Origin of the sequence: Rhizobium etli CFN 42 (assembly GCF_000092045.1) — a bacterium.
GTDB lineage: Bacteria > Pseudomonadota > Alphaproteobacteria > Rhizobiales > Rhizobiaceae > Rhizobium > Rhizobium etli.
Genome location: NC_007761.1, coordinates 1,466,595 through 1,483,941, shown reverse-complemented (window position 1 = coordinate 1,483,941; position 17,347 = coordinate 1,466,595). Strand labels below are relative to the sequence as shown.

The following is a 17,347-nucleotide window of genomic DNA, read 5'->3' as shown; positions in this document are numbered from 1 at the left end:
GCGTCAGGCGGCGAGCATGAGGAGCGGGCTGTTGCTGTTCGCCGGCGTTCTTGCCTTTCCATGGAATCTTGTGTCCGCCAGTTCGTGGACGATCCGAAGGCAGGTGCCGCCAGTGGCATTCGGGGTGACCGTGAACGTCACGGTGCTTTCAAGGAAAGGCGGGTTATCGTCACGCAACTTGTAGCGAACTTCCTGGCCGGGGGTGACGGTGATCGCATCGGGGTCAGCCAATGCCTCCTTCGGCAACCATCTTTCCCGAAGTTCGGGAATGGTGACAGCACGCCAGACCTTTTGCGGCGGATCGCCCAAGTCAAACTCCAGTTCGACGCCGCTATCCTGCTCCTTGGTCTTCCCTTCGTTCATTGATCCATGTCCTTCAGCAAGACTTTGAGTGCTGCGATACGCTCCGGCCAATAGGCGCGGTATTTTGCGAGCCACTGGGCGATGAGAGCCAATCCATCGGGATCGACTTCGTAATTCACGAAACGCCCCTGTCGTTCTTCCCTCACGAGCTTTGCCCTGCGCAGAACTGCGAGGTGTTGCGACATCGCCGGCTGGCTTATCTCCATGCCCTCGCGCAAGGCACTAGCGTTCATGCTGCCTGCCGCCAGCTTCTCAAAGATCGCACGGCGGGTCGGGTCTGCCAAAGCCCGGAAAAAATCATTCTCGATCATGCGAACACATAAGCACGTACTTATGCGATTCGCAAGCTATTTGGAGGCGGCTTTCTGTTGCGGCGGAAATCCTGGGTTCAACGACTGACTTCAGCCATCAAAAAATGAGAGGAACTCCTGTCGCAAAACCCGTTTGCGAGCGACCGAATTTTGCGATCGTCTGATGTCGCATCGGGCCGGGGGCGGTCAAAAGCTACAAAGTTGGATCATAAAACCTTAGCGATTCCACATTTACGTTAGTCGCTCGGTAGCGTTACCGGCTTTTGTTGTTCAGAACCACGACCGCGGAACCAGGCCCAGGGTCGTAGCATTGCTCAGGAGCTGGTTTTTCGCTAACCAGCAAAGAACCAAACGCAAGGAGACCGGCAGCCATGAGCCTGTTCAACACGGTTCGCAACACGATCGTGCCCGTGCACAAGGAGGGTTACCCCTTCGTCGCCGCCTTCTTTGTCGCCTCGCTGGTGCTGGGCTGGATCTTCAAGCCGCTCTTCTGGATCGGCATGATCTTCACGCTGTGGTGCGCCTATTTCTTCCGTGATCCCGAGCGCGTGACCCCGCAGGACGACGATCTCGTGATCTCTCCCGCCGACGGCAAGGTCTCGGCGATCCAGATGGTGACCCCGCCGGCAGAGCTCGACCTCGGCTCCGAGCCGATGCTGCGCATCTCGGTCTTCATGAACGTCTTCAACTGCCATGTGAATAGAGCGCCGATGCGCGGGCGCATCGTGAGCATCAACTACCGCTCCGGCAGCTTCGTCAACGCCGAACTCGACAAGGCGAGCGAGGACAACGAGCGCAACGGACTGGTGATCGAAACGCGGCACGGCCAGATCGGCGTCGTGCAGATCGCCGGCCTCGTGGCGCGGCGTATCCTTTGCTGGGCAAACACCAACGAGCCGTTGGACGCCGGTGAACGTTTCGGACTGATCCGTTTCGGCTCGCGGCTCGACGTGTTCCTGCCCGCCGGTGCGGCACCCCGCGTCTCGCTCGGCCAGACGGCGATTGCCGGGGAAACGGTCATCGCCGAATTCGCCTCGGCCAAGGGTCCGGTCATCAGCCGCCACAGCTAAGGCGCGGAACCTCGCGCCTTTGCCGGAATTGCTCTAGGAACGATTGGAACGCGACATGGAAACACCCTTTCCGCCTTTCGAGCCAAACGGGCCGGATGATTCCGCCCGAGGCCCGCGCCTGCGCGAGATTCCGTTCCGTCTCGTCTTTCCGAATCTCATCACCATTCTTGCGATCTGCGCCGGGTTGACGGGCATCCGGCTCGCTTTCGAGAACCGTTACGAGCTCGCCGTCGCGATGGTGCTGCTCGCCGCCTTCCTCGACGGCATCGACGGGCGCGTGGCGCGGCTGATGAAGGCGACTTCGAAGTTCGGCGCACAGATGGATTCGCTTGCCGATATCGTCAATTTCGGCGTCGCGCCGGCGCTTGTCGTTTACGTTTTTGCCCTCGATCAGGCTCGTTCGCTCGGCTGGATCGCCGCCTTGATCTATGCGATCGCCGCCGGGCTTCGCCTTGCTCGCTTCAATGTCATGGCCGAGCGCGAAAACAAGGCGAGCTGGCAATCGGAATATTTCGTCGGAGTGCCCGCGCCGGCCGGCGCCATGCTGGTGCTGCTGCCGGTCTATCTCGGCTTCCTCGGCCTGGCGACGGACCGCACCTTCGCCTATCTCTCTTCGGTCTATACCGTCGCCATTGCCTTCCTGCTGATCAGCCGGCTGCCGGTCTGGTCGGGCAAATCGGAAGGCAACCGTTTGCGGCGCGATCTGGTGCTGCCGATGATGCTCGGCGTCGTGCTCTATGTGGCTCTTCTGATGAGCTACACCTGGGAGGTGATGGTCTTTACCGTTGCCGCCTATCTCGTATCGCTCCCCTTCGGTGCGCGGAAGTGGCAGCGGAAATATGGGACCCTGACGATCGAAGAACCCGGCGTCGGAGATGACGATATCGGCCGGCACATCTGACCTGCGCGCGCTTCCAGATTCCCCTGGCCCGGAATTGCTTCTCTCCCCGTTGTCACCTGTTCCCGGATATAGGCCCACGCGTTTTCCCGGGGAAAAGGCTTTGCGTTTTTTTGTGGAACCGCTCCCTTCAGTAAGTATTAACCAACGTAGGCTTCAGTTAAGCCTCGCGAATTATGGTGGGCGTTCACAAATCCTGATAGGCGACGCCGCCGTTTTGTCGCTATTTCTGACGAAAAGCGAAAATACAAAATTCCCAGGGAAGCAACACGCAAGGAGAGTATCGTGACTTCGAAGAAGAGCAGTACCGGCGACCAACAGGCGGCCAAGCCAGACCTCGCCGCCAACTATCGCCCGGTCGGCTTGAAGGCCGTTGCCGCGGCATCGCTAATGGCAAAGAACAAGCCGGACAGTGTCAAGAAATCCGCTTGAAGCGCCGAGCTTCCGAACCGCGGTCATCCGCGCCTCACGTTCCGGTTTCCGGCATGGCGCCATCCCAAGACTGCGGCATGGCTCTTGTGACATGCCTCCGGCATCGTGGGTGAGCCGAACGGGCCGCCGTGCCGGAAGCGGCGATCCCGTTTTCAGAAAAAGCTGAGTTGGCCGTGATTCGGCCTTTGTTTCGCGGAAGCCTCGAGCGGTCTTTCGATGACGACCGGCTCCTGCAGGTCCGGTCCCATATTAGCAACCTTATTGACCTTGTCGGAAACTGGTATGGCCTCGAAGAAATCGCCCTGAGCAGGCTGCATCAGGGCGACCACCTCGCGCGGTTCCTGCGTCTTGCAATCGAGCCAGCGAGAGAAGTCCTCCGGCTTTATGACGACAGGCATGCGATCGTGGATCGCGGAGATGCCCGCATTGGCTGACGTTGTCAGGATCGCACCAGTGTCGACCTCCGAACCGTCGGCCGAAGCCCATGTCTCCATCAGTCCGGCGAAGGCGACGACCCCGCCCTGGCGCGGCCTGATCCAATAGGCTTGCGGCTTGCCGCCGCTCTCCCTTGACGGGCGATGCCATTCGTAAAAACCTGAGGCCGGAATAAGCACGCGTCGATGACGCATCGCCGCCCGAAACGAGGCCTTGCCGATCGCGGTCTCGGCGCGTGCGTTGATCAGCAGCGGGAAATCCTTCGGGTTCTTGACCCAGCCCGGCGTGAAGCCCCAGCGCACGAGTACGGCGCGCCGGTCGGGCAGATTGCTGCCCCTCTCCCTGCCCTCGCCTGCGATGACGACGAGGATCGGCTGCGTCGGGGCGATGTTGTAGCGGGCCGGAAAATCGTCGAGATCGAGACCGGAGAAGAAGTTGCGCAGGTCGGCGCTGGAACTTGTCAGGGCGAAACGTCCACACATCGGCCTGTCTTTGCACCCGGCCCGAGTCCGGTCAAGGCGCACTGCATGCTTGTGCATGACGTGTTTCAGGCTCGCGGCGCAAAAAGGATGACGCTCGCGCCGGCAAGGCAGATCAGCCCACCGCCGATATCATAACGATCGGGCACGCGGCCTTCGATCAGCCACAGCCAGGAGAGCGAGGCAAGAATGTAGATGCCGCCATAGGCTGCGAAGGTTCGACCGGCGGCATCGCTCGGCACCAGCGTCAGAAGCCAGGCGAAAAGCGCGAGCGAGATCATGCCCGGCGCCAACCACCAGGCGGGCTTTTCGAGCTTCAGCCACGCCCAGAAGGCGAAACAGCCGGCAATCTCGAAAACGGCGGCAAAGGCGTAGATGATATAGGTCACGCAAAGCCCTTTCGAAAATCTGGAATCTTTGTCGCACACATGTCGTCATCGCGGGAACCGCTGCACCGCCTCTCGGGCCTTGTCTTCCGAGCCCGCCCACACGAAATTGCGGAAGCCGTGAAGCGGCGGGATGCAACAATCGGTCTATGCGATAGAATCGATCGTCACAACGAGGGCAGCCTTATGATCTCAACCGCCAAACTGGCCTCCTCCGCCATTCTCGAACGCGACGGGCGATTCCTTCTGGTGTTGCGACGCAATCCGCCCTCTGCCGACATGTATGCCTTTCCCGGCGGCCGCGCAGAGCCGGGCGAAACGCCGGAGCAGACGGCGCTGCGGGAGTTCCGCGAGGAAACCGGCATCTCGGCGCATAATCCGCGGCTGTTTTCGACCTATGACCTGAAGACGCATGGTCCGGATGGCAGCATCAGGAGCCATTTCTTCCTGTCGGTCTTTTGCGTCGACGCCGACCGGGAAATGGTGGCGGAAGCCGCCGACGATGCGGCGGCGCTTGGCTGGTATACGGTGGAGGAGATCCGGCGGCTGCCTGTGCCGCAAAGCGTGCTCGAATGCGCGGAACGGCTGGCGAGCGGCGAATAGAAGTGGAAACTTTCAGGCGCGCCTTGTTGCCGTCACGCTCAACGTATCAACTGGCAGCATGATTCCCGCTCGACGCGTTGTCCTGTCCCTGCTCGTGCTTGCCGGCCCCGCCATGGCTCAGGGCAAGAATTCGGCGCCTGTGCAGGAGGAGATTGCGCCGCCGATCGCGACCGTGCCCTATGACGACAAGCTGGCGCGGCTCGCCGAAGTGCTGGGTTCGGTGCATTATCTGAGAACGCTTTGCAAAGCGCCGGGCGGGGATGAGTGGCGGGAAGGCATGAAGCAGCTGCTCGATTCGGAGACCGGCAACGAACCGCAGCGCAAGGAAAGGCTGACCGCCGCCTTCAATCGCGGCTACCGGGCCTTCGCTTCCGTCTATACGGATTGCACCGCGGCGGCCATCGTGGCAGAAGAGCGCTACCGTAACGAAGGTGCAACACTCGCCACAGAAATTACCTCGCGCTTTGGAAATTGACGTTTAATTAACCTGTTTTCGCATGCGGGCGTGTCGTTTTGGGAAAAGGCTGTTAGTGTTATTAACGGTGCAGTAAGACATGAGAAGTTCTGAGGAAAAAACAATGGAAGCAAGCCTCAACGACATCGACGACATGATCGTCCACGAAAAGATGCAGGCGGCTCTGGAGTACCAGAACGAGGCTTGGGCCGACGGCATGGCCGACGGGATCGAACCAGAGATCATCGCTGATGCCGCAATCGCGCATGCCCTGCGCGAAACCATCCGATTGCACGGGGAAAACAGCGCCGAAGCTCTGCTCGATTCGCTGCGCGACCGTATGCTTGCCGGCGAATTCTCCGCCAACCGCACCCTGCAATAATCATTCAGAGAGTTCGATGCGCATCGGTAAAGAGAAAGTTTCGCGAATTCGGCTCGCGCCGGTGCTGCTTGCGTTCAGCCTTGCCACCGGCAACGTCCTCCTCGCGCCCTCGGCCTACGCGCTTTCCGAACTCCACAAGATCCCCGGCCAGGCCTCCGGCGAGGCGCCGCCTGCACAGGGAAGCGCTGAGGGGCAGAACCAGACTCAGGGCACCACTCCCGGCGTTCCCATGGCCGAGCCGCTGGTCAACAGTCAGAACAGTCAGGGCGTCGACAAGACGCCGGGCGCCCAGGACGCATCCAAGCCGGTCGAGGTGATTTACGACATCAACAAGGCGCCCGAGCCAGTTCGCAAAATGCGCCAACAGATCGTCGAGGCCGCCGCCTCCGGCGATCTCGAACGGCTGCGGCCGCTGATGGGCACCGGTAAAGACCAGACGCAGGTGACGGTAGGCGAATCGACCGACGACCCGATCGGCACGCTGAAAGATCTCTCCGGTGATCCCGACGGAGACGAAATTCTCGCCATCATGCTCGACATCGTCTCGACCGGTTTCGTTCATGTCGGCCAGGGCACAGCCGACGACATGTATGTCTGGCCCTATTTCGCCGAGAAGGACCTTAAGTCGCTGACGCCGCCGGAGCGAGTCGAGCTGCTGCGCATCGTCACCGCCGGCGACCTTTCCGACATGCAGGAATTCGGCGGATATAATTTTTACCGCCTCGGCATTACGCCTGACGGCAAGTGGAAATTTTTCACGGCGGGCGACTGACGCCGCCTCGCATGCGTTTTTCGCATGACGCTTGCGATCCACGTCCCGAAGTCATACCTCTGAGCGACGACCAACGCGACAGGTTCCGCCATGCCAGCCGTATTCCTGAAAGACCGCTCACTGCTCTCCGTCGGCGGCGCGGACGCCCAATCCTTCCTGCAGAACCTGATCACCACCGATATCGTTTCGCTGGCGCCCGACGAGGCTCGTCCGGGGGCACTGTTGACGCCGCAGGGCAAGATCCTGTTCGACTTCATGGTTTGGCAGGACGGCGACGGCTACCTGCTCGAAACGGATGCCGGCCAGCGCGACGCGCTGCTGAAGCGGCTGACGATGTACAGGCTGCGGGCCGCCGTCACACTTACGACCCAGCCTGAGAATGGCATTACCGTTTGCTGGGGCGAGGATGCCGATCGCATCGGGGGTGCCCGAGACAGCCGCTTCGCCAAGGCGGGTGTCCCGCTGCGCCGCCGGGCAGGAAGGCATGGCGAGGACGCGCCGTCACTCTACGATAGCTTGCGCATCCGCCACGGTATCGTCACCTCGGGATCGGACTTCTCCTTGCAGGATGCCTTCCCGCACGACGTGCTGATGGATCTGAACGGCGGCCTATCGTTCAAGAAAGGCTGCTATGTCGGCCAAGAGGTCGTCTCGCGCATGCAGCACCGCGGCACGGCGCGCCGGCGCGTTGTCACCGTGTCCGCCGCAACGGCCTTGCCTCAAGCGGGCACGGAGATCACGGCCGCCGGCAAGCCTGTGGGGGCACTCGGTTCAGTCGAGGGCGGCAGTGGGCTTGCGATCGTGCGAATCGACCGCGCGGGTGCCGCGATGGCGGAAGGCACGCCGCTGCTGGCCGGTCAAACGCCGGTTTCTCTCGCCCTGCCGCCATGGTCCGGCCTTGTCTTTCCCGCCAGCGCCGACGAGGCCAGCACGTGACTGCCAAAGCTCCGCGTGCCTGGCAACGCATGCTTTCCGGGCGCAGGCTCGACCTGCTCGACCCCTCGCCGCTCGATATCGAACTCGTCGATATCGCCCATGGTCTCGCGCGCGTGGCACGCTGGAACGGCCAGACATCGGGCGATCATGCCTTTTCGGTGGCGCAGCACAGCCTCGTCGTCGAAGAAATTTTCCGCCGTTTCAACAATGCGCGGCCGGAGGAATGCCTGATGGCGCTGCTCCATGACGCGCCTGAATATGTGATCGGCGACATGATCTCGCCGTTCAAATCGGTGGTCGGCGGCGGCTATAAGGCGGTGGAAATGCGGCTGGAGGCGGCCGTGCACCTGCGCTTCGGCCTGCCGCCTCACCCATCGCGCGAGCTCAAGGACCGGATCAAGAAGGCCGACACGATCGCTGCCTATTTCGAGGCGACGGTACTTGCCGGCTTCACGCCCGCCGAGGCGCAGAAATTCTTCGGCCAGCCGCGCGGCATCAGCAAGGAGATGCTGATGATCGAACCTTTGCCGGCGCTGGAAGCACAGCGGTTGTTCTGCGAGCGCTTTGCGGCGATCGAAACCGACCGAGGAATGGTATCGTGAGCTTCATCGTCGTCTCGCCGCTCTCGCGTATCGCCGAAATGGCGGTGCGCCACAAGGCCCGTGACATGATCAGCCTGATCGCCAAAGAACAGAGCTTTCACCGGCCGGGCGTGATCGCGCCCGACCGTCACCTGACGCTTTCGATGAACGACATCGCGTTCAAGGGCACGGGTGGTCTCGTGGCGCCTGACGAAACGCATGTGCAGGCGATCATCGAGTTTGCCGGATCGTGGCGGCAGGAGACGCCGCTGCTCATCCATTGCTGGATGGGCGTGTCGCGATCGCCGGCCGCGGCACTCATCGCGGCGCTATCCATCGCGCCGGATCAGGACGAGGAAGGACTTGCCCGTCGGTTGCGCGCCGCCTCGCCTTTCGCGACGCCGAACGCGCTGCTGATCGAGATCGGCGACACATTGCTTGGCCGCGGCGGTCGGCTGGCTGCGGCCGTAAAGGCAATCGGGCGCGGCGCCGATGCCGACGGCAATGCGCCCTTCCTGCTTGCGGTCCGCGACGACGCCTGCGGTTGACGCTGCTGCCGTCTGCTCCATCTTGGCCTCGACCTACGCACAATTCTCAAGGCCTGATCATGGAACAACAAGCAGCCGACGTCCTCCTCGCCACCCGCACGGCACTCAGCCAGGCAAGCGCTCTTGCAGTCCAATATTCCTTCTCCGTCCTCGGCGCTTTGATCCTGCTCGTCATCGGCTGGACGCTGGCCGGCTTTGTCAGCCGCTGGGCCTATGAGGGCCTGTCGCGCATCCATGGCATCGACGAGACACTGGCGCGTTTCTTCACCAATGTGGTGCGTTATGCGCTGCTGATTCTGGTGTTCATCACCGTGCTCGGCCAATTCGGCGTCCAGACCGCCTCGATCATCGCCGCCCTCGGCGCAGCCGGCCTGGCGATTGGGCTGGCGCTGCAAGGGACACTGCAGAATATCGCGGCCGGTATCATGCTCCTGATCCTCAGGCCGTTCCGGGTCGGCGAATATATCGAAACCAGCAGCGTGGCCGGCACGGTGCGCGAGGTCGGATTGTTTGCGACAGAACTCAGAACCGGCGACGGGCTTTATCGACTGGCGCCAAATTCAACGCTGTGGAACACGCCGATCACCAACTTCAGCCGTGAACCTACGCGGCAGAACGACCTGAAAATCAGCATTTCTCGTGAGGATGACCTCGATCTGTCGATGGAGACCTTGATGGGTATTGCCAAAGGCAACCCAAGGGTGCTGCAGTCACCGGCACCCAGCGTTTTCATCGACACCCTCGGTGACAGCACGATATCGCTAACGTTGCGCTACTGGGCAAAGACCGGTGACTGGTGGCAGGTCAGCCGCGACATGGTGAAGCGAGTAAAACTTGCCTTCGACGAAAAGGGCGATCCAGCCGCTGTGCGGGACGGTGGAAATTCCACCCTGGGAGGAAGGTCCAACGGGACCGCGAGGGAAAAGCCGACCAGGCAGTGAAAGAATGCAGCGCGGCCGATCGTCGACCTATTGGACCACTCCGCAGGCAAGTCTCTCCCCGGCGTCACCGGAAGGCTGGCTGCGATAATCATCCGAATTGGCGTGCACCATCAATGTGCGGCCGCGAATGCCATCTTTCTTTCCGTCGAGCGTGACCATGCCATCGAAGATCTGGGCTCTGAGCACACCGTCCTGTCCAACATACTGGTTGGGCATGTCGCCAGCATGCGGCCCCTTGGCGGCAAGGATGCCATGCTCGGCCGAGTCCGGGTTGAAATGGCCACCTGCCGACTCGTAATGGGTCGCCGCGTCACAGCGGCCGGTTTCATGAACATGAAAGGCCACCCATTTATTGGCCGGCAACTCCGATATCTCCACTTCGATCAGGACGCCGCCATTGGCGGCAGCCGTCATTTGGGCCCGACCGTTTTCCTTGCCGTCCTTGCCGACGAAATTGGCGACCGCCGTCTGCTTGTTCTGGGCGCTTGCCGGCAAGGCAAGAGCCAGCAGGCTCAGGGCGGCGGTGATGTGAATGGCTTTCATGGAGATCTCCTTCCGTCCGGTTGTCCTTCTGAACGTCTTGGCCCGAAAGCTGTTCCTCTGCGGAGCTCCAAAGAGAAAAGCCGGCCAAAGGGCCGGCTTCAGATCACGGGAACGATGACATCGTCAGGCGACGGCGTCGAAATCGAACTGGCCGTAGGTCTTGCGGTAGAGATCGTCGGACTGATTGTCGGTCGCAGGTGCGGTCTGCTGCAGCGGATAGGGCACGGCAATTCTACTTGTCGTGCCGCTATCGCGGGTATCCATCATCAGCGCAATCAGACTGCCGGAAAATTTGGGCTGAGTCTCGCTGCCCATGTCTTCCTCCAGGAGTTCCTTGATGATGCCTGGCTTCTCATCGGCGGCACGTTCGCCGCGGCTCAACACGCCGTCGCCGTTGAGATCAAGCCGCGAAAGCGTCGCAAGATACGCATATGACGTGTCGGAAACGGATGTGGTGCGGGTCATACAAACCTCCATTCACCGCCTTTTGCCGGTGGTGTTTGCACGCAATACGAGGTGGGAAAGAACTGTTGACTCGGTGGTTAAACTGATTTGCGCAGTGCGTCAATTAGTTGTTAACTTCTCATTAACAATGGTTGACAGAAATTAACGGAATGCGCTCAGACCCGCCTTCCGCCGTTGCCCGACCCGGTATTTCAGTAGTTTTCAATAGAGAAAGCAACCTGCCTGACGACGTGCACCTCTGCTGCACCGCAACCGAATATTAATCCGCCCGCTCCAAAATAGTCGTTAGGCATTACCCGTACGTCACTATAAAAATCGATTTCAATGGTTTCTCTTGGAAGGTTTTCATGTCGGATATTTTGAGGTACGTCCATCAGAGGCGGACGGCTTTTGCTATTGCCGTCAGACAAGATGCTTTCCCATGAAGGCTGAAGCTCTCTTCTGGCGGCAATGTACAGAGGCTGTCATGGCCGACGGATCAATCGACGCGCAGCGTCTGATGGAGCTGGTGATCGCAACCTATCGCGGCCATGAAAGCGACTATGATATAATCGAGAGAAGTGCGGAAACCCTTCAGAGGGAAAACCAGGCGTTGAAAGGGAATATGTCGGCCCTCAACCAAGCGTTCGACGGACAGAAAAGACTCTTCGAGATCGTCCTGAACAACCTGCCGCTCGGCCTCAGCGTCTTTGACGCCGGCCAGCGGCTGACGCTTTACAATCTCCGCTTTCCTCAGCTCTTCGGCCTGACACCGGAAGACGTCGCTGCGGGCGCGACGATCGCCGAACTCATCGGCAAAATGCGCGGCAACGAACGCACTGCCTCCAAACCCGTCCGGCAGACAGCACGACCTTCTCTCGCCAAGACAGGAAGCAGCAGCATCCGTCGGCGCGAATGGCTGATGCATGATGGCCGCATCATCCAAAGCGTGGTGACCATCCTCTCCGACGGTAGCAGCATCGCCATTCATGCCGATATCACAGAGGATCGAAAGGCGGCCGAGCGCATCAGCTATCTCGCCCATCACGATCCCCTGACCGGACTTCCCAATCGGATGTATTTCCGCGAGCAGGTCGATACGAGACTCGCCCAGCGCAAGCCGCACGAGCAGATCGCCCTCGTCCACCTCAATCTCGACCGGTTCAAATCGATCAACAACACGATCGGCGTGTCGGTCGGCGACAAGATCCTGCAGCAGGTCGCGGAGCGGATCCGAGCCTCGGCCGGGTCGGAAAACATACTGGCACGCCTTGGTTCGGACGAGTTCGCCATCCTGCAGACCGGCAAGCAGCAGCCGAGAACCGTGACGGCACTGGCCGACCAGATCCGCAGCGAGCTTTCCGAGCCGTTCCTGAACGGCGAGAAACAGGTGACGCTCAGCGTCTCCATGGGTATTGCGATCGCTCCCGAGAACGGCGGGGAAACCGATATCCTGCTGAAAAATGCCGGCGTGGCGCTGTCGCATGCCAAGGCGGACGGACGCAAGCGCGAGCGCTTCTTCACCGGCGAGATGGAAGCGCAGATGCAGTTGCGCCATGCGCTGGAGGCAGATCTTCGGGCCGCCGTCGAGAACGAGGAATTCCATCTGCATTACCAGCCGCTCTACGATCTTGCCGAGCGGCGGATTTGCGGTTTCGAAGCATTGATCCGCTGGAACCATCCGGTCCGGGGCCGCGTGCCGCCGATGGATTTCATTCCGCTTGCAGAGGAGGTCGGCCTGATCGTCGATATCGGCCGCTGGGTTTTGCGCCGGGCCTGCCGGGATGCGGCCCAATGGCCGGAGAACATCAAGGTGGCGGTCAATGTTTCGGCGATCCAGTTCAGCGGCAGCGATCTGACGCAGGACGTCAGCGAAGCGCTTGCCGCCGCCGGGCTGTCGCCATCGAGGCTCGAACTGGAAATTACCGAGAGCGTGCTGATGGAGAACCTCAACGAAGTGCTCCCGATCCTGCACGCCCTGAAGGACCGCGGTATCCACGTCTCGATGGACGATTTCGGAACCGGATACTCCTCTCTGAGCTATCTCTCGAGCTTCCCCTTCGACAAGATCAAGATCGACAAATCCTTCGTCAACGACATCGTCGACAATAAGGAAGCGTATGCGATCATGCGCGCAATCATCCTGCTCGGTGATGCGCTCGGCATGCGCGTCACTGTCGAAGGCGTCGAGACGGCCGCCCAGTTGGCGCTGCTCGAATGCGAGGAATGCGACGAGATCCAGGGCTATCACATCAGTCCACCGCGACCGGTCCGTGATGTGCCTCATCTTCTCTGCCTGCCGCCGAAGAGCGGCGGCGCGACAGCTTCTCCGACGCTCGAGCGCTGACCTCCCTCGATTGCGACTCGCACGTTAAGCCGCTACAAGCCGGCTTCGAGATCCTCGAGTTTCGTAGCGGCGTCGCTTCCTGTGAAGCTCCCTTCGCTTTCGGCCGGCGCTCTTCGACGTTTTTTCTTCCGACAAGAGGTGGCGCAATGTTCGAGGCCGAAACCTTCTCCCCTCATGAAACGCTCGCAGCGGCGCTGGTCGCACACGCGGCCGAGGGCGACGACGGTTCACACGATCTTGCCCATATCCTGCGTGTCTTCAGGAACGCCATGCGCATCCATGCGGGAGAAGGCGGAGATGGACGGATCCTTGCCGCCGCCGTGCTGCTGCACGACTGCGTCGCCGTCGAGAAGAATTCGCCGTTGCGGGCAAAAGCGTCGGCCTTGGCGGCGGAAAAGGCTTCGGTGATCCTTTCCGAACTCGGCTGGAGCGAAGCGCATATCGAAGCCGCCGCCCACGCCATCACCGCTCATAGTTTTTCCGCTGGGGTGGCGCCACAGACGCTCGAGGCGAAGATCCTGCAGGATGCCGACCGACTGGACGCGATCGGCATGGTCGGCGTCGCACGCTGCTTCTATATCGGCGGGCGAATGGGATCAGGGCTCTACGATCCGTTCGACCCTGCGGCAGCGAACCGTGCGCTCGACGACAAGCGTTATGCCATTGATCACTTCCAGACGAAGCTGTTCAAACTGGCGGAGGGATTCCAGACCGAGACCGGCCGCCGGATTGCGGCCGCGCGGGACAGGAGCCTGCGCGATTTTCTCGCGGCATTCATGGACGAAATTTAGGGAGAATGGCATGCGTGTCAGCGACCTCTTCATCTACCCGCTCAAGAGCGCTCGCGCCATTGCGCTGCCCGCCGCCGATATTGACACCTATGGGCTTTCCGGCGACCGGCGGGCGATGATCACCGACCCGCAAGGCCATTTCATCACCCAGCGCGAACTGCCGGACCTCGCGCGCATCGAAATACGGCCGGAGGCCGGCGCCTTTCGACTGCTGATGCAGGGCAAGCCTGAGATATCGGTGTCGCCGCCCCGGCCTGAAAGCCGCATGGATGTGAGCGTGTGGAAATCGACCGTCAGCGCCGCCGTCGCCGATGCAGAGAGCAACCGTCAGCTTTCCGAATGGCTCGGCCGCGAGGTGCGGCTGGTGTTTTTCGACGGACAGGCACAGCGGACGGCGAACGCCGAATGGGCCGGCGAAGGCACGCCCGTGAGCTTTACCGACGGCTATCAGATCCTGGTGACGACGACCGGTTCGCTACAGGCGCTGAACGCCGATCTCGCCGCCCATGGCGAAGGCAGCGTCGGCATGGAGCGCTTCCGACCGAACATCGTCATCGACACCGACGAGGCCTGGCCAGAAGATCGCTGGGCGGCAATCGAAATCGCGGGCATCCGCTTCGATCTCGTCAAACCCTGCTCGCGCTGCATCATGACGACGCAGGACCAGTTAACCGGGTCACGCGAAGTGGCAAACCCGATGCCGGCCATGGGCCGCATCCGCATGTCGGCCGACCGCCGCGTGCCCGGCCCGCTGTTCGGCTGGAACGTCACGCCGCGCGGCAGCGGCAGGATCACGATCGGCGACGCCATCAAGATCGTTGAAGAGCGGCCGGAGGGCTGGGCGTTGAAAATTCGTGACCGGCGGTAGGGCCGCCACATCCTCCCTCATTCCTGTGCCTGTCAGAGGAATCCAGTGCGCCCAAGTCCTTGGACGCGGGAGAGTCTTCTTCAAACTCGCATTGGGTCATTCACCGCGCAGACGCGCGGTGGCCGGATTCCTGTGACGAGCACAGGAATGAGGGAGCGTGGGGAAAGTCCCCACTCACGGATGCCCCAGCGCGGCATCAATCCCCGCCATAACATCGGCCGATAGCGGCCCTTTCTCCAGTGCGCCGGCATTTTCCTCCACCTGGGCGACGGTGCGGAAGCCCGGAATGGGGAAGGTGCGCGGCGACCTTGCCCAGAGCCAGGCGAGCGCCCCCTGCGTCAGCGTGCGGCCGCCTGACGTCAGGAGATCGCGGACGGCGTCGAGCCTTGCGGCAAATTCCGGAGCCATACGCCCGTCCTTGAAATAGACCATCCAGGAGAGTGCCGCGCCGCGGACATCCTTGGCGCCCACTGCCTTGTCGGCGGTGAACTTGCCGGTCAGGAGCCCCATGGCCAGCGGACCGCGATTAATGGAGATCAGGCCTTTCTGCTCGACCACGGCGATCATCTCCGGCACCGGCTCGAAGACGTTCATCGTATGCTGGACCGAGACAAAGCCGGCGCGCCCGGCATGGCGGGCGGCGCGATCGGGAAAATCGGTGCTCCAGCCGAACGCGTCGATCTTGCCTTCGGCACGCAGCGCCTCCAGCGTATCGAAGACTGCATCCGATTGCTCCAGCGGAAAATCATTGAGGTGAAACTGCAGGAGATCCAGGCGGTCGCGCTTCAGACGGCGAAGCGATGTTTCGACGGAGCGGCGGATGAACGCCTCATCGGCGAAGGCGCCGATTGCCTGCTTCGTTTCCGGATCGGTGGCGAAGCCAAATTTGGTGGCGACGATGATATCGTCACGATTGCCGATCGCCCGGCCGAGCACCTCCTCGGAATGGCCGGCCCCGTAGTTCGAGGCTGTGTCGAAGAAGCGGATGCCGAGCGCGATGGCCCGGTTGATCGCTTCAACGGATTCATCGTCGTCAACCTCGCCCCAGCCGAGCGGCGTCTCGCCGGCGAAGAAAGGGCCTCCGATTGCCCAGCACCCCATGCCGAGGCGCGGAATTTCGCGGCCGTTCCAAAGCGTGATCGTCGTCGGTGATGCGGTTTTGGTGAGCATGAGATTCCTCCGTGATTGGCAGACCTTCAAGACATAGGTAGGCCTCCCAGGCGGGTAAACCGCCAGATCCGGAGGATGTTTTGCAGCGGTAAAAAACCAGGTCAGGCAGAGACGCCGTTCGGACTGGAGAGCGTCTGCGAGGCTGGATTAAGCGCCTTGAGGGCAGCCTGAACGAAACCGTCACGGGCTGCCACCGCCTCGATGCCACGCGGCTCGTAGACGTGGCGGTGCAGAAAGAATCCGGTCAGACGGAACGCCGCCGCAAGGCTGTCGACGTCGGCCGCATGGTTGCCCTCGACGCCGAGGAAGGGCGGCAAAAGCAGCATCTTGTCCGCCCAGGGGGCGCCTGCGCTGCGGCTGACGGCGCGTCCTGATTTTGGCGAGACATAGGCGAGATCTGAACGGGCGCCCGTCGCGGCGCATTCGGCAAGATCGAGACCGAAGCCTAGATCGTTCAGCACCGCAAGCTCGAAACGCACGAAGAGCTCACCGGCATCAGCCGGATTGTGCAGGTGATCAAGAATGACTTCCAGCGCATCGAAGAGGTGCGGATGCGGGTCGCGCTCCGGCAGCAGCCGCAGAAGAGCGCCCATCGCCTGGACGCCGTAGACGGCGGTCGCCGTATCCATCAGACGGGCGGCGCGCAGCGTCACCGGCTCGACGCGGAATTCGCCGAGATGTTCGTCGAGTCGGGCGCGCCAGACGACCTCGACGGCATTGCCCGGCTGCAGCACCGGCCGCATGGCGCGCGAACGCCCGGAACGCACCAGGCCGAGGTGACGGCCGCGACCACGCGTCATCACCTCGGCGATGACGCTCGTCTCGCCGTGGCGTTTGACGCCCAGAATGATCGCCTGATCCTGCCACTGCATAAACAAGTCCCTGCGGCCGATTGCCCTATCGTAGCGCATAACTCGGAAAACCGGAATCGATTTCCCGAAGGATTACCCGCAGTTTCAAAGTGATAGCATCTTGTCCGCGGGCGCGGGCCGAGCAGATCCCGCTTTCGCCTCGAACTGCATTATGCCGCAGCCGGCAGAAGCCTCTGCAGGAATTCGCGCATCGCTTTTTCGTCGAACGGCTTCACCAACAGCGGTATGTGCTGAAGGTCGCACGGGAAGTCACGTATATCGGAATAGCCGCTGACGAAACCGAAGGGGATGCCGGCGTCGAGAAGATGGCGGGCAAATCCGAAACTCATGCCCTCGCCGAGGTTGACGTCGAGAAGGGCGAAATCATATTTCTCCGCAGCGATGGCGGCTCTTGCCTGATCGAGACTGCCGACAATATCGATGCTGTCGACACCGGCCAGGCGCAGGATATCCTCCGCCTCCATCGCGATGATCAGACTGTCCTCGAGAACCAGAACACGGAGTGCATTCATGATTCCGTGCCCCTCGTCGGGCGCCTGTCGCAGCGCCCCGGCCTTTTCGCCAACATCATTGCCCTCCGGTGCCCCGCATGGCACGCTATCGGTGAATTCCGCCACCAGTTCTGAATAAACCATTTTTCTGCCCGGTCGATAAGAATCAAAATCGGAGGAAAGATGACGACCGACCTTATTTTCCAAAATGCTAAACTGCATTTAAAAAA

Annotated in this window: 24 protein-coding genes; 14 read left to right on the top strand and 10 right to left on the bottom strand. The window is 61.3% G+C overall.

Annotated elements, in window-relative coordinates; genetic code table 11:
• Positions 1-3: 3 nt before the first annotated feature.
• The gene (locus tag RHE_RS07215) at positions 4-363 is read right to left on the bottom strand and encodes an SRPBCC family protein (protein ID WP_011424748.1); all 360 of its coding nucleotides are present in this window, start codon (positions 361-363) and stop codon (positions 4-6) included.
• Positions 360-674 carry an ArsR/SmtB family transcription factor gene (locus RHE_RS07210; RefSeq protein ID WP_011424747.1) on the bottom strand — a complete coding sequence of 105 codons (315 nt, stop codon included), beginning with the start codon at positions 672-674 and terminating at the stop codon, positions 360-362. The genes RHE_RS07215 and RHE_RS07210 overlap by 4 nt, the downstream gene beginning before the upstream one ends.
• A gap of 371 nt (positions 675-1,045) precedes the next feature.
• Here RHE_RS07210 and RHE_RS07205 point away from each other — a divergent pair, with 371 nt between their 5' ends.
• From RHE_RS07205 to RHE_RS33470, 3 genes are all read left to right on the top strand, one after another.
• A complete protein-coding gene (locus RHE_RS07205) occupies positions 1,046-1,744 on the top strand; it encodes a phosphatidylserine decarboxylase (RefSeq protein ID WP_011424746.1) in 699 nt (232 codons plus the stop codon).
• A 55-nt stretch (positions 1,745-1,799) separates the two neighbouring features.
• Positions 1,800-2,645 (top strand): CDP-diacylglycerol--serine O-phosphatidyltransferase, encoded by an 846-nt coding sequence (gene pssA / locus RHE_RS07200; RefSeq protein ID WP_011424745.1) that lies wholly within the window; start codon positions 1,800-1,802, stop codon positions 2,643-2,645.
• A 282-nt stretch (positions 2,646-2,927) separates the two neighbouring features.
• Entirely contained in the window at positions 2,928-3,074 is a 147-nt protein-coding gene (locus RHE_RS33470) for a hypothetical protein (protein ID WP_020920886.1), read from the top strand.
• A 152-nt stretch (positions 3,075-3,226) separates the two neighbouring features.
• Here the strand turns inward: RHE_RS33470 and RHE_RS07195 are convergent, their stop codons facing one another.
• Complete coding sequence (locus RHE_RS07195) at positions 3,227-3,991, bottom strand: SOS response-associated peptidase (protein ID WP_042118178.1); 765 nt, start codon at positions 3,989-3,991, stop codon at positions 3,227-3,229.
• 65 nt (positions 3,992-4,056) lie between these two features.
• Positions 4,057-4,377 carry a YnfA family protein gene (locus RHE_RS07190; RefSeq protein WP_041678603.1) on the bottom strand — a complete coding sequence of 107 codons (321 nt, stop codon included), beginning with the start codon at positions 4,375-4,377 and terminating at the stop codon, positions 4,057-4,059.
• A gap of 183 nt (positions 4,378-4,560) precedes the next feature.
• Between RHE_RS07190 and RHE_RS07185 the strand changes: the two genes are divergently transcribed.
• The 8 genes from RHE_RS07185 to RHE_RS07150 all read left to right on the top strand — a co-directional run bounded on the left by RHE_RS07185 (position 4,561) and on the right by RHE_RS07150 (position 9,591).
• On the top strand, positions 4,561-4,977 hold the full coding sequence (locus RHE_RS07185; protein ID WP_041678853.1) for an NUDIX hydrolase: 417 nt from the start codon (positions 4,561-4,563) through the stop codon (positions 4,975-4,977).
• 58 nt (positions 4,978-5,035) lie between these two features.
• Positions 5,036-5,452 carry a TIGR02301 family protein gene (locus RHE_RS07180; RefSeq protein WP_011424741.1) on the top strand — a complete coding sequence of 139 codons (417 nt, stop codon included), beginning with the start codon at positions 5,036-5,038 and terminating at the stop codon, positions 5,450-5,452.
• 103 nt (positions 5,453-5,555) lie between these two features.
• The gene (locus tag RHE_RS07175) at positions 5,556-5,813 is read left to right on the top strand and encodes a hypothetical protein (protein WP_020920882.1); all 258 of its coding nucleotides are present in this window, start codon (positions 5,556-5,558) and stop codon (positions 5,811-5,813) included.
• Positions 5,814-5,829: 16 nt separating this feature from the next.
• Positions 5,830-6,585, top strand: a complete 756-nt coding sequence (locus RHE_RS07170; protein ID WP_042118176.1) for a hypothetical protein — start codon at positions 5,830-5,832, stop codon at positions 6,583-6,585.
• A gap of 90 nt (positions 6,586-6,675) precedes the next feature.
• Positions 6,676-7,521 (top strand): CAF17-like 4Fe-4S cluster assembly/insertion protein YgfZ, encoded by an 846-nt coding sequence (gene ygfZ / locus RHE_RS07165; RefSeq protein WP_011424739.1) that lies wholly within the window; start codon positions 6,676-6,678, stop codon positions 7,519-7,521.
• Positions 7,522-7,550: 29 nt separating this feature from the next.
• Positions 7,551-8,123 carry an HD domain-containing protein gene (locus tag RHE_RS07160; protein ID WP_011424738.1) on the top strand — a complete coding sequence of 191 codons (573 nt, stop codon included), beginning with the start codon at positions 7,551-7,553 and terminating at the stop codon, positions 8,121-8,123.
• The gene (locus tag RHE_RS07155; protein WP_011424737.1) at positions 8,120-8,650 is read left to right on the top strand and encodes a tyrosine phosphatase family protein; all 531 of its coding nucleotides are present in this window, start codon (positions 8,120-8,122) and stop codon (positions 8,648-8,650) included. Before RHE_RS07160 ends, RHE_RS07155 begins: the two co-directional genes overlap by 4 nt.
• A gap of 59 nt (positions 8,651-8,709) precedes the next feature.
• Positions 8,710-9,591, top strand: coding sequence for a mechanosensitive ion channel family protein (locus RHE_RS07150; RefSeq protein WP_011424736.1), 882 nt, complete (start codon positions 8,710-8,712; stop codon positions 9,589-9,591).
• Between the two features lie 27 nt (positions 9,592-9,618).
• Here RHE_RS07150 and RHE_RS07145 read toward each other — a convergent pair whose 3' ends face one another.
• The 3 genes from RHE_RS07145 to RHE_RS33465 form a co-directional block, all read right to left on the bottom strand.
• The gene (locus tag RHE_RS07145) at positions 9,619-10,134 is read right to left on the bottom strand and encodes a superoxide dismutase family protein (protein WP_011424735.1); all 516 of its coding nucleotides are present in this window, start codon (positions 10,132-10,134) and stop codon (positions 9,619-9,621) included.
• A 123-nt stretch (positions 10,135-10,257) separates the two neighbouring features.
• A complete protein-coding gene (locus tag RHE_RS07140; RefSeq protein WP_011424734.1) occupies positions 10,258-10,599 on the bottom strand; it encodes a hypothetical protein in 342 nt (113 codons plus the stop codon).
• A gap of 191 nt (positions 10,600-10,790) precedes the next feature.
• A complete protein-coding gene (locus tag RHE_RS33465; protein ID WP_157700399.1) occupies positions 10,791-11,009 on the bottom strand; it encodes a hypothetical protein in 219 nt (72 codons plus the stop codon).
• Between the two features lie 11 nt (positions 11,010-11,020).
• Here RHE_RS33465 and RHE_RS07135 point away from each other — a divergent pair, with 11 nt between their 5' ends.
• From RHE_RS07135 to RHE_RS07125, 3 genes are all read left to right on the top strand, one after another.
• Positions 11,021-12,925, top strand: coding sequence for a putative bifunctional diguanylate cyclase/phosphodiesterase (locus RHE_RS07135; protein WP_011424733.1), 1,905 nt, complete (start codon positions 11,021-11,023; stop codon positions 12,923-12,925).
• 146 nt (positions 12,926-13,071) lie between these two features.
• Entirely contained in the window at positions 13,072-13,716 is a 645-nt protein-coding gene (locus tag RHE_RS07130) for an HD domain-containing protein (protein ID WP_011424732.1), read from the top strand.
• A gap of 10 nt (positions 13,717-13,726) precedes the next feature.
• Positions 13,727-14,584 carry an MOSC domain-containing protein gene (locus tag RHE_RS07125; protein ID WP_011424731.1) on the top strand — a complete coding sequence of 286 codons (858 nt, stop codon included), beginning with the start codon at positions 13,727-13,729 and terminating at the stop codon, positions 14,582-14,584.
• 174 nt (positions 14,585-14,758) lie between these two features.
• Here the strand turns inward: RHE_RS07125 and RHE_RS07120 are convergent, their stop codons facing one another.
• The 3 genes from RHE_RS07120 to RHE_RS07110 all read right to left on the bottom strand — a co-directional run bounded on the left by RHE_RS07120 (position 14,759) and on the right by RHE_RS07110 (position 17,261).
• On the bottom strand, positions 14,759-15,754 hold the full coding sequence (locus RHE_RS07120; protein ID WP_011424730.1) for an aldo/keto reductase: 996 nt from the start codon (positions 15,752-15,754) through the stop codon (positions 14,759-14,761).
• A gap of 101 nt (positions 15,755-15,855) precedes the next feature.
• Positions 15,856-16,626 carry a DNA repair protein RecO gene (gene recO, locus RHE_RS07115; RefSeq protein ID WP_011424729.1) on the bottom strand — a complete coding sequence of 257 codons (771 nt, stop codon included), beginning with the start codon at positions 16,624-16,626 and terminating at the stop codon, positions 15,856-15,858.
• A 149-nt stretch (positions 16,627-16,775) separates the two neighbouring features.
• Positions 16,776-17,261 carry a response regulator gene (locus RHE_RS07110; RefSeq protein ID WP_042118173.1) on the bottom strand — a complete coding sequence of 162 codons (486 nt, stop codon included), beginning with the start codon at positions 17,259-17,261 and terminating at the stop codon, positions 16,776-16,778.
• Positions 17,262-17,347 lie beyond the last annotated feature (86 nt).

What these genes read in the sequence shown, in the direction of transcription:
- RHE_RS07175 (WP_020920882.1), top strand. Translation starts at nt 5,556, where the DNA reads ATGGAAGCAAGCCTCAACGACATCGACGACATGATCGTCCACGAAAAG.
- RHE_RS07135 (WP_011424733.1), top strand. Translation starts at nt 11,021, where the DNA reads ATGAAGGCTGAAGCTCTCTTCTGGCGGCAATGTACAGAGGCTGTCATG.
- RHE_RS07160 (WP_011424738.1), top strand. Translation starts at nt 7,551, where the DNA reads ATGCTTTCCGGGCGCAGGCTCGACCTGCTCGACCCCTCGCCGCTCGAT.
- RHE_RS07170 (WP_042118176.1), top strand. Translation starts at nt 5,830, where the DNA reads ATGCGCATCGGTAAAGAGAAAGTTTCGCGAATTCGGCTCGCGCCGGTG.
- RHE_RS07195 (WP_042118178.1), bottom strand. Translation starts at nt 3,991, where the DNA reads ATGTGTGGACGTTTCGCCCTGACAAGTTCCAGCGCCGACCTGCGCAAC.
- RHE_RS07145 (WP_011424735.1), bottom strand. Translation starts at nt 10,134, where the DNA reads ATGAAAGCCATTCACATCACCGCCGCCCTGAGCCTGCTGGCTCTTGCC.
- RHE_RS07125 (WP_011424731.1), top strand. Translation starts at nt 13,727, where the DNA reads ATGCGTGTCAGCGACCTCTTCATCTACCCGCTCAAGAGCGCTCGCGCC.
- RHE_RS07130 (WP_011424732.1), top strand. Translation starts at nt 13,072, where the DNA reads ATGTTCGAGGCCGAAACCTTCTCCCCTCATGAAACGCTCGCAGCGGCG.
- ygfZ (WP_011424739.1), top strand. Translation starts at nt 6,676, where the DNA reads ATGCCAGCCGTATTCCTGAAAGACCGCTCACTGCTCTCCGTCGGCGGC.
- RHE_RS07210 (WP_011424747.1), bottom strand. Translation starts at nt 674, where the DNA reads ATGATCGAGAATGATTTTTTCCGGGCTTTGGCAGACCCGACCCGCCGT.
- RHE_RS07185 (WP_041678853.1), top strand. Translation starts at nt 4,561, where the DNA reads ATGATCTCAACCGCCAAACTGGCCTCCTCCGCCATTCTCGAACGCGAC.
- RHE_RS07180 (WP_011424741.1), top strand. Translation starts at nt 5,036, where the DNA reads ATGATTCCCGCTCGACGCGTTGTCCTGTCCCTGCTCGTGCTTGCCGGC.
- RHE_RS07120 (WP_011424730.1), bottom strand. Translation starts at nt 15,754, where the DNA reads ATGCTCACCAAAACCGCATCACCGACGACGATCACGCTTTGGAACGGC.
- pssA (WP_011424745.1), top strand. Translation starts at nt 1,800, where the DNA reads ATGGAAACACCCTTTCCGCCTTTCGAGCCAAACGGGCCGGATGATTCC.
- RHE_RS07140 (WP_011424734.1), bottom strand. Translation starts at nt 10,599, where the DNA reads ATGACCCGCACCACATCCGTTTCCGACACGTCATATGCGTATCTTGCG.
- RHE_RS07215 (WP_011424748.1), bottom strand. Translation starts at nt 363, where the DNA reads ATGAACGAAGGGAAGACCAAGGAGCAGGATAGCGGCGTCGAACTGGAG.
- RHE_RS07150 (WP_011424736.1), top strand. Translation starts at nt 8,710, where the DNA reads ATGGAACAACAAGCAGCCGACGTCCTCCTCGCCACCCGCACGGCACTC.
- RHE_RS07205 (WP_011424746.1), top strand. Translation starts at nt 1,046, where the DNA reads ATGAGCCTGTTCAACACGGTTCGCAACACGATCGTGCCCGTGCACAAG.
- RHE_RS07110 (WP_042118173.1), bottom strand. Translation starts at nt 17,261, where the DNA reads ATGGTTTATTCAGAACTGGTGGCGGAATTCACCGATAGCGTGCCATGC.
- recO (WP_011424729.1), bottom strand. Translation starts at nt 16,626, where the DNA reads ATGCAGTGGCAGGATCAGGCGATCATTCTGGGCGTCAAACGCCACGGC.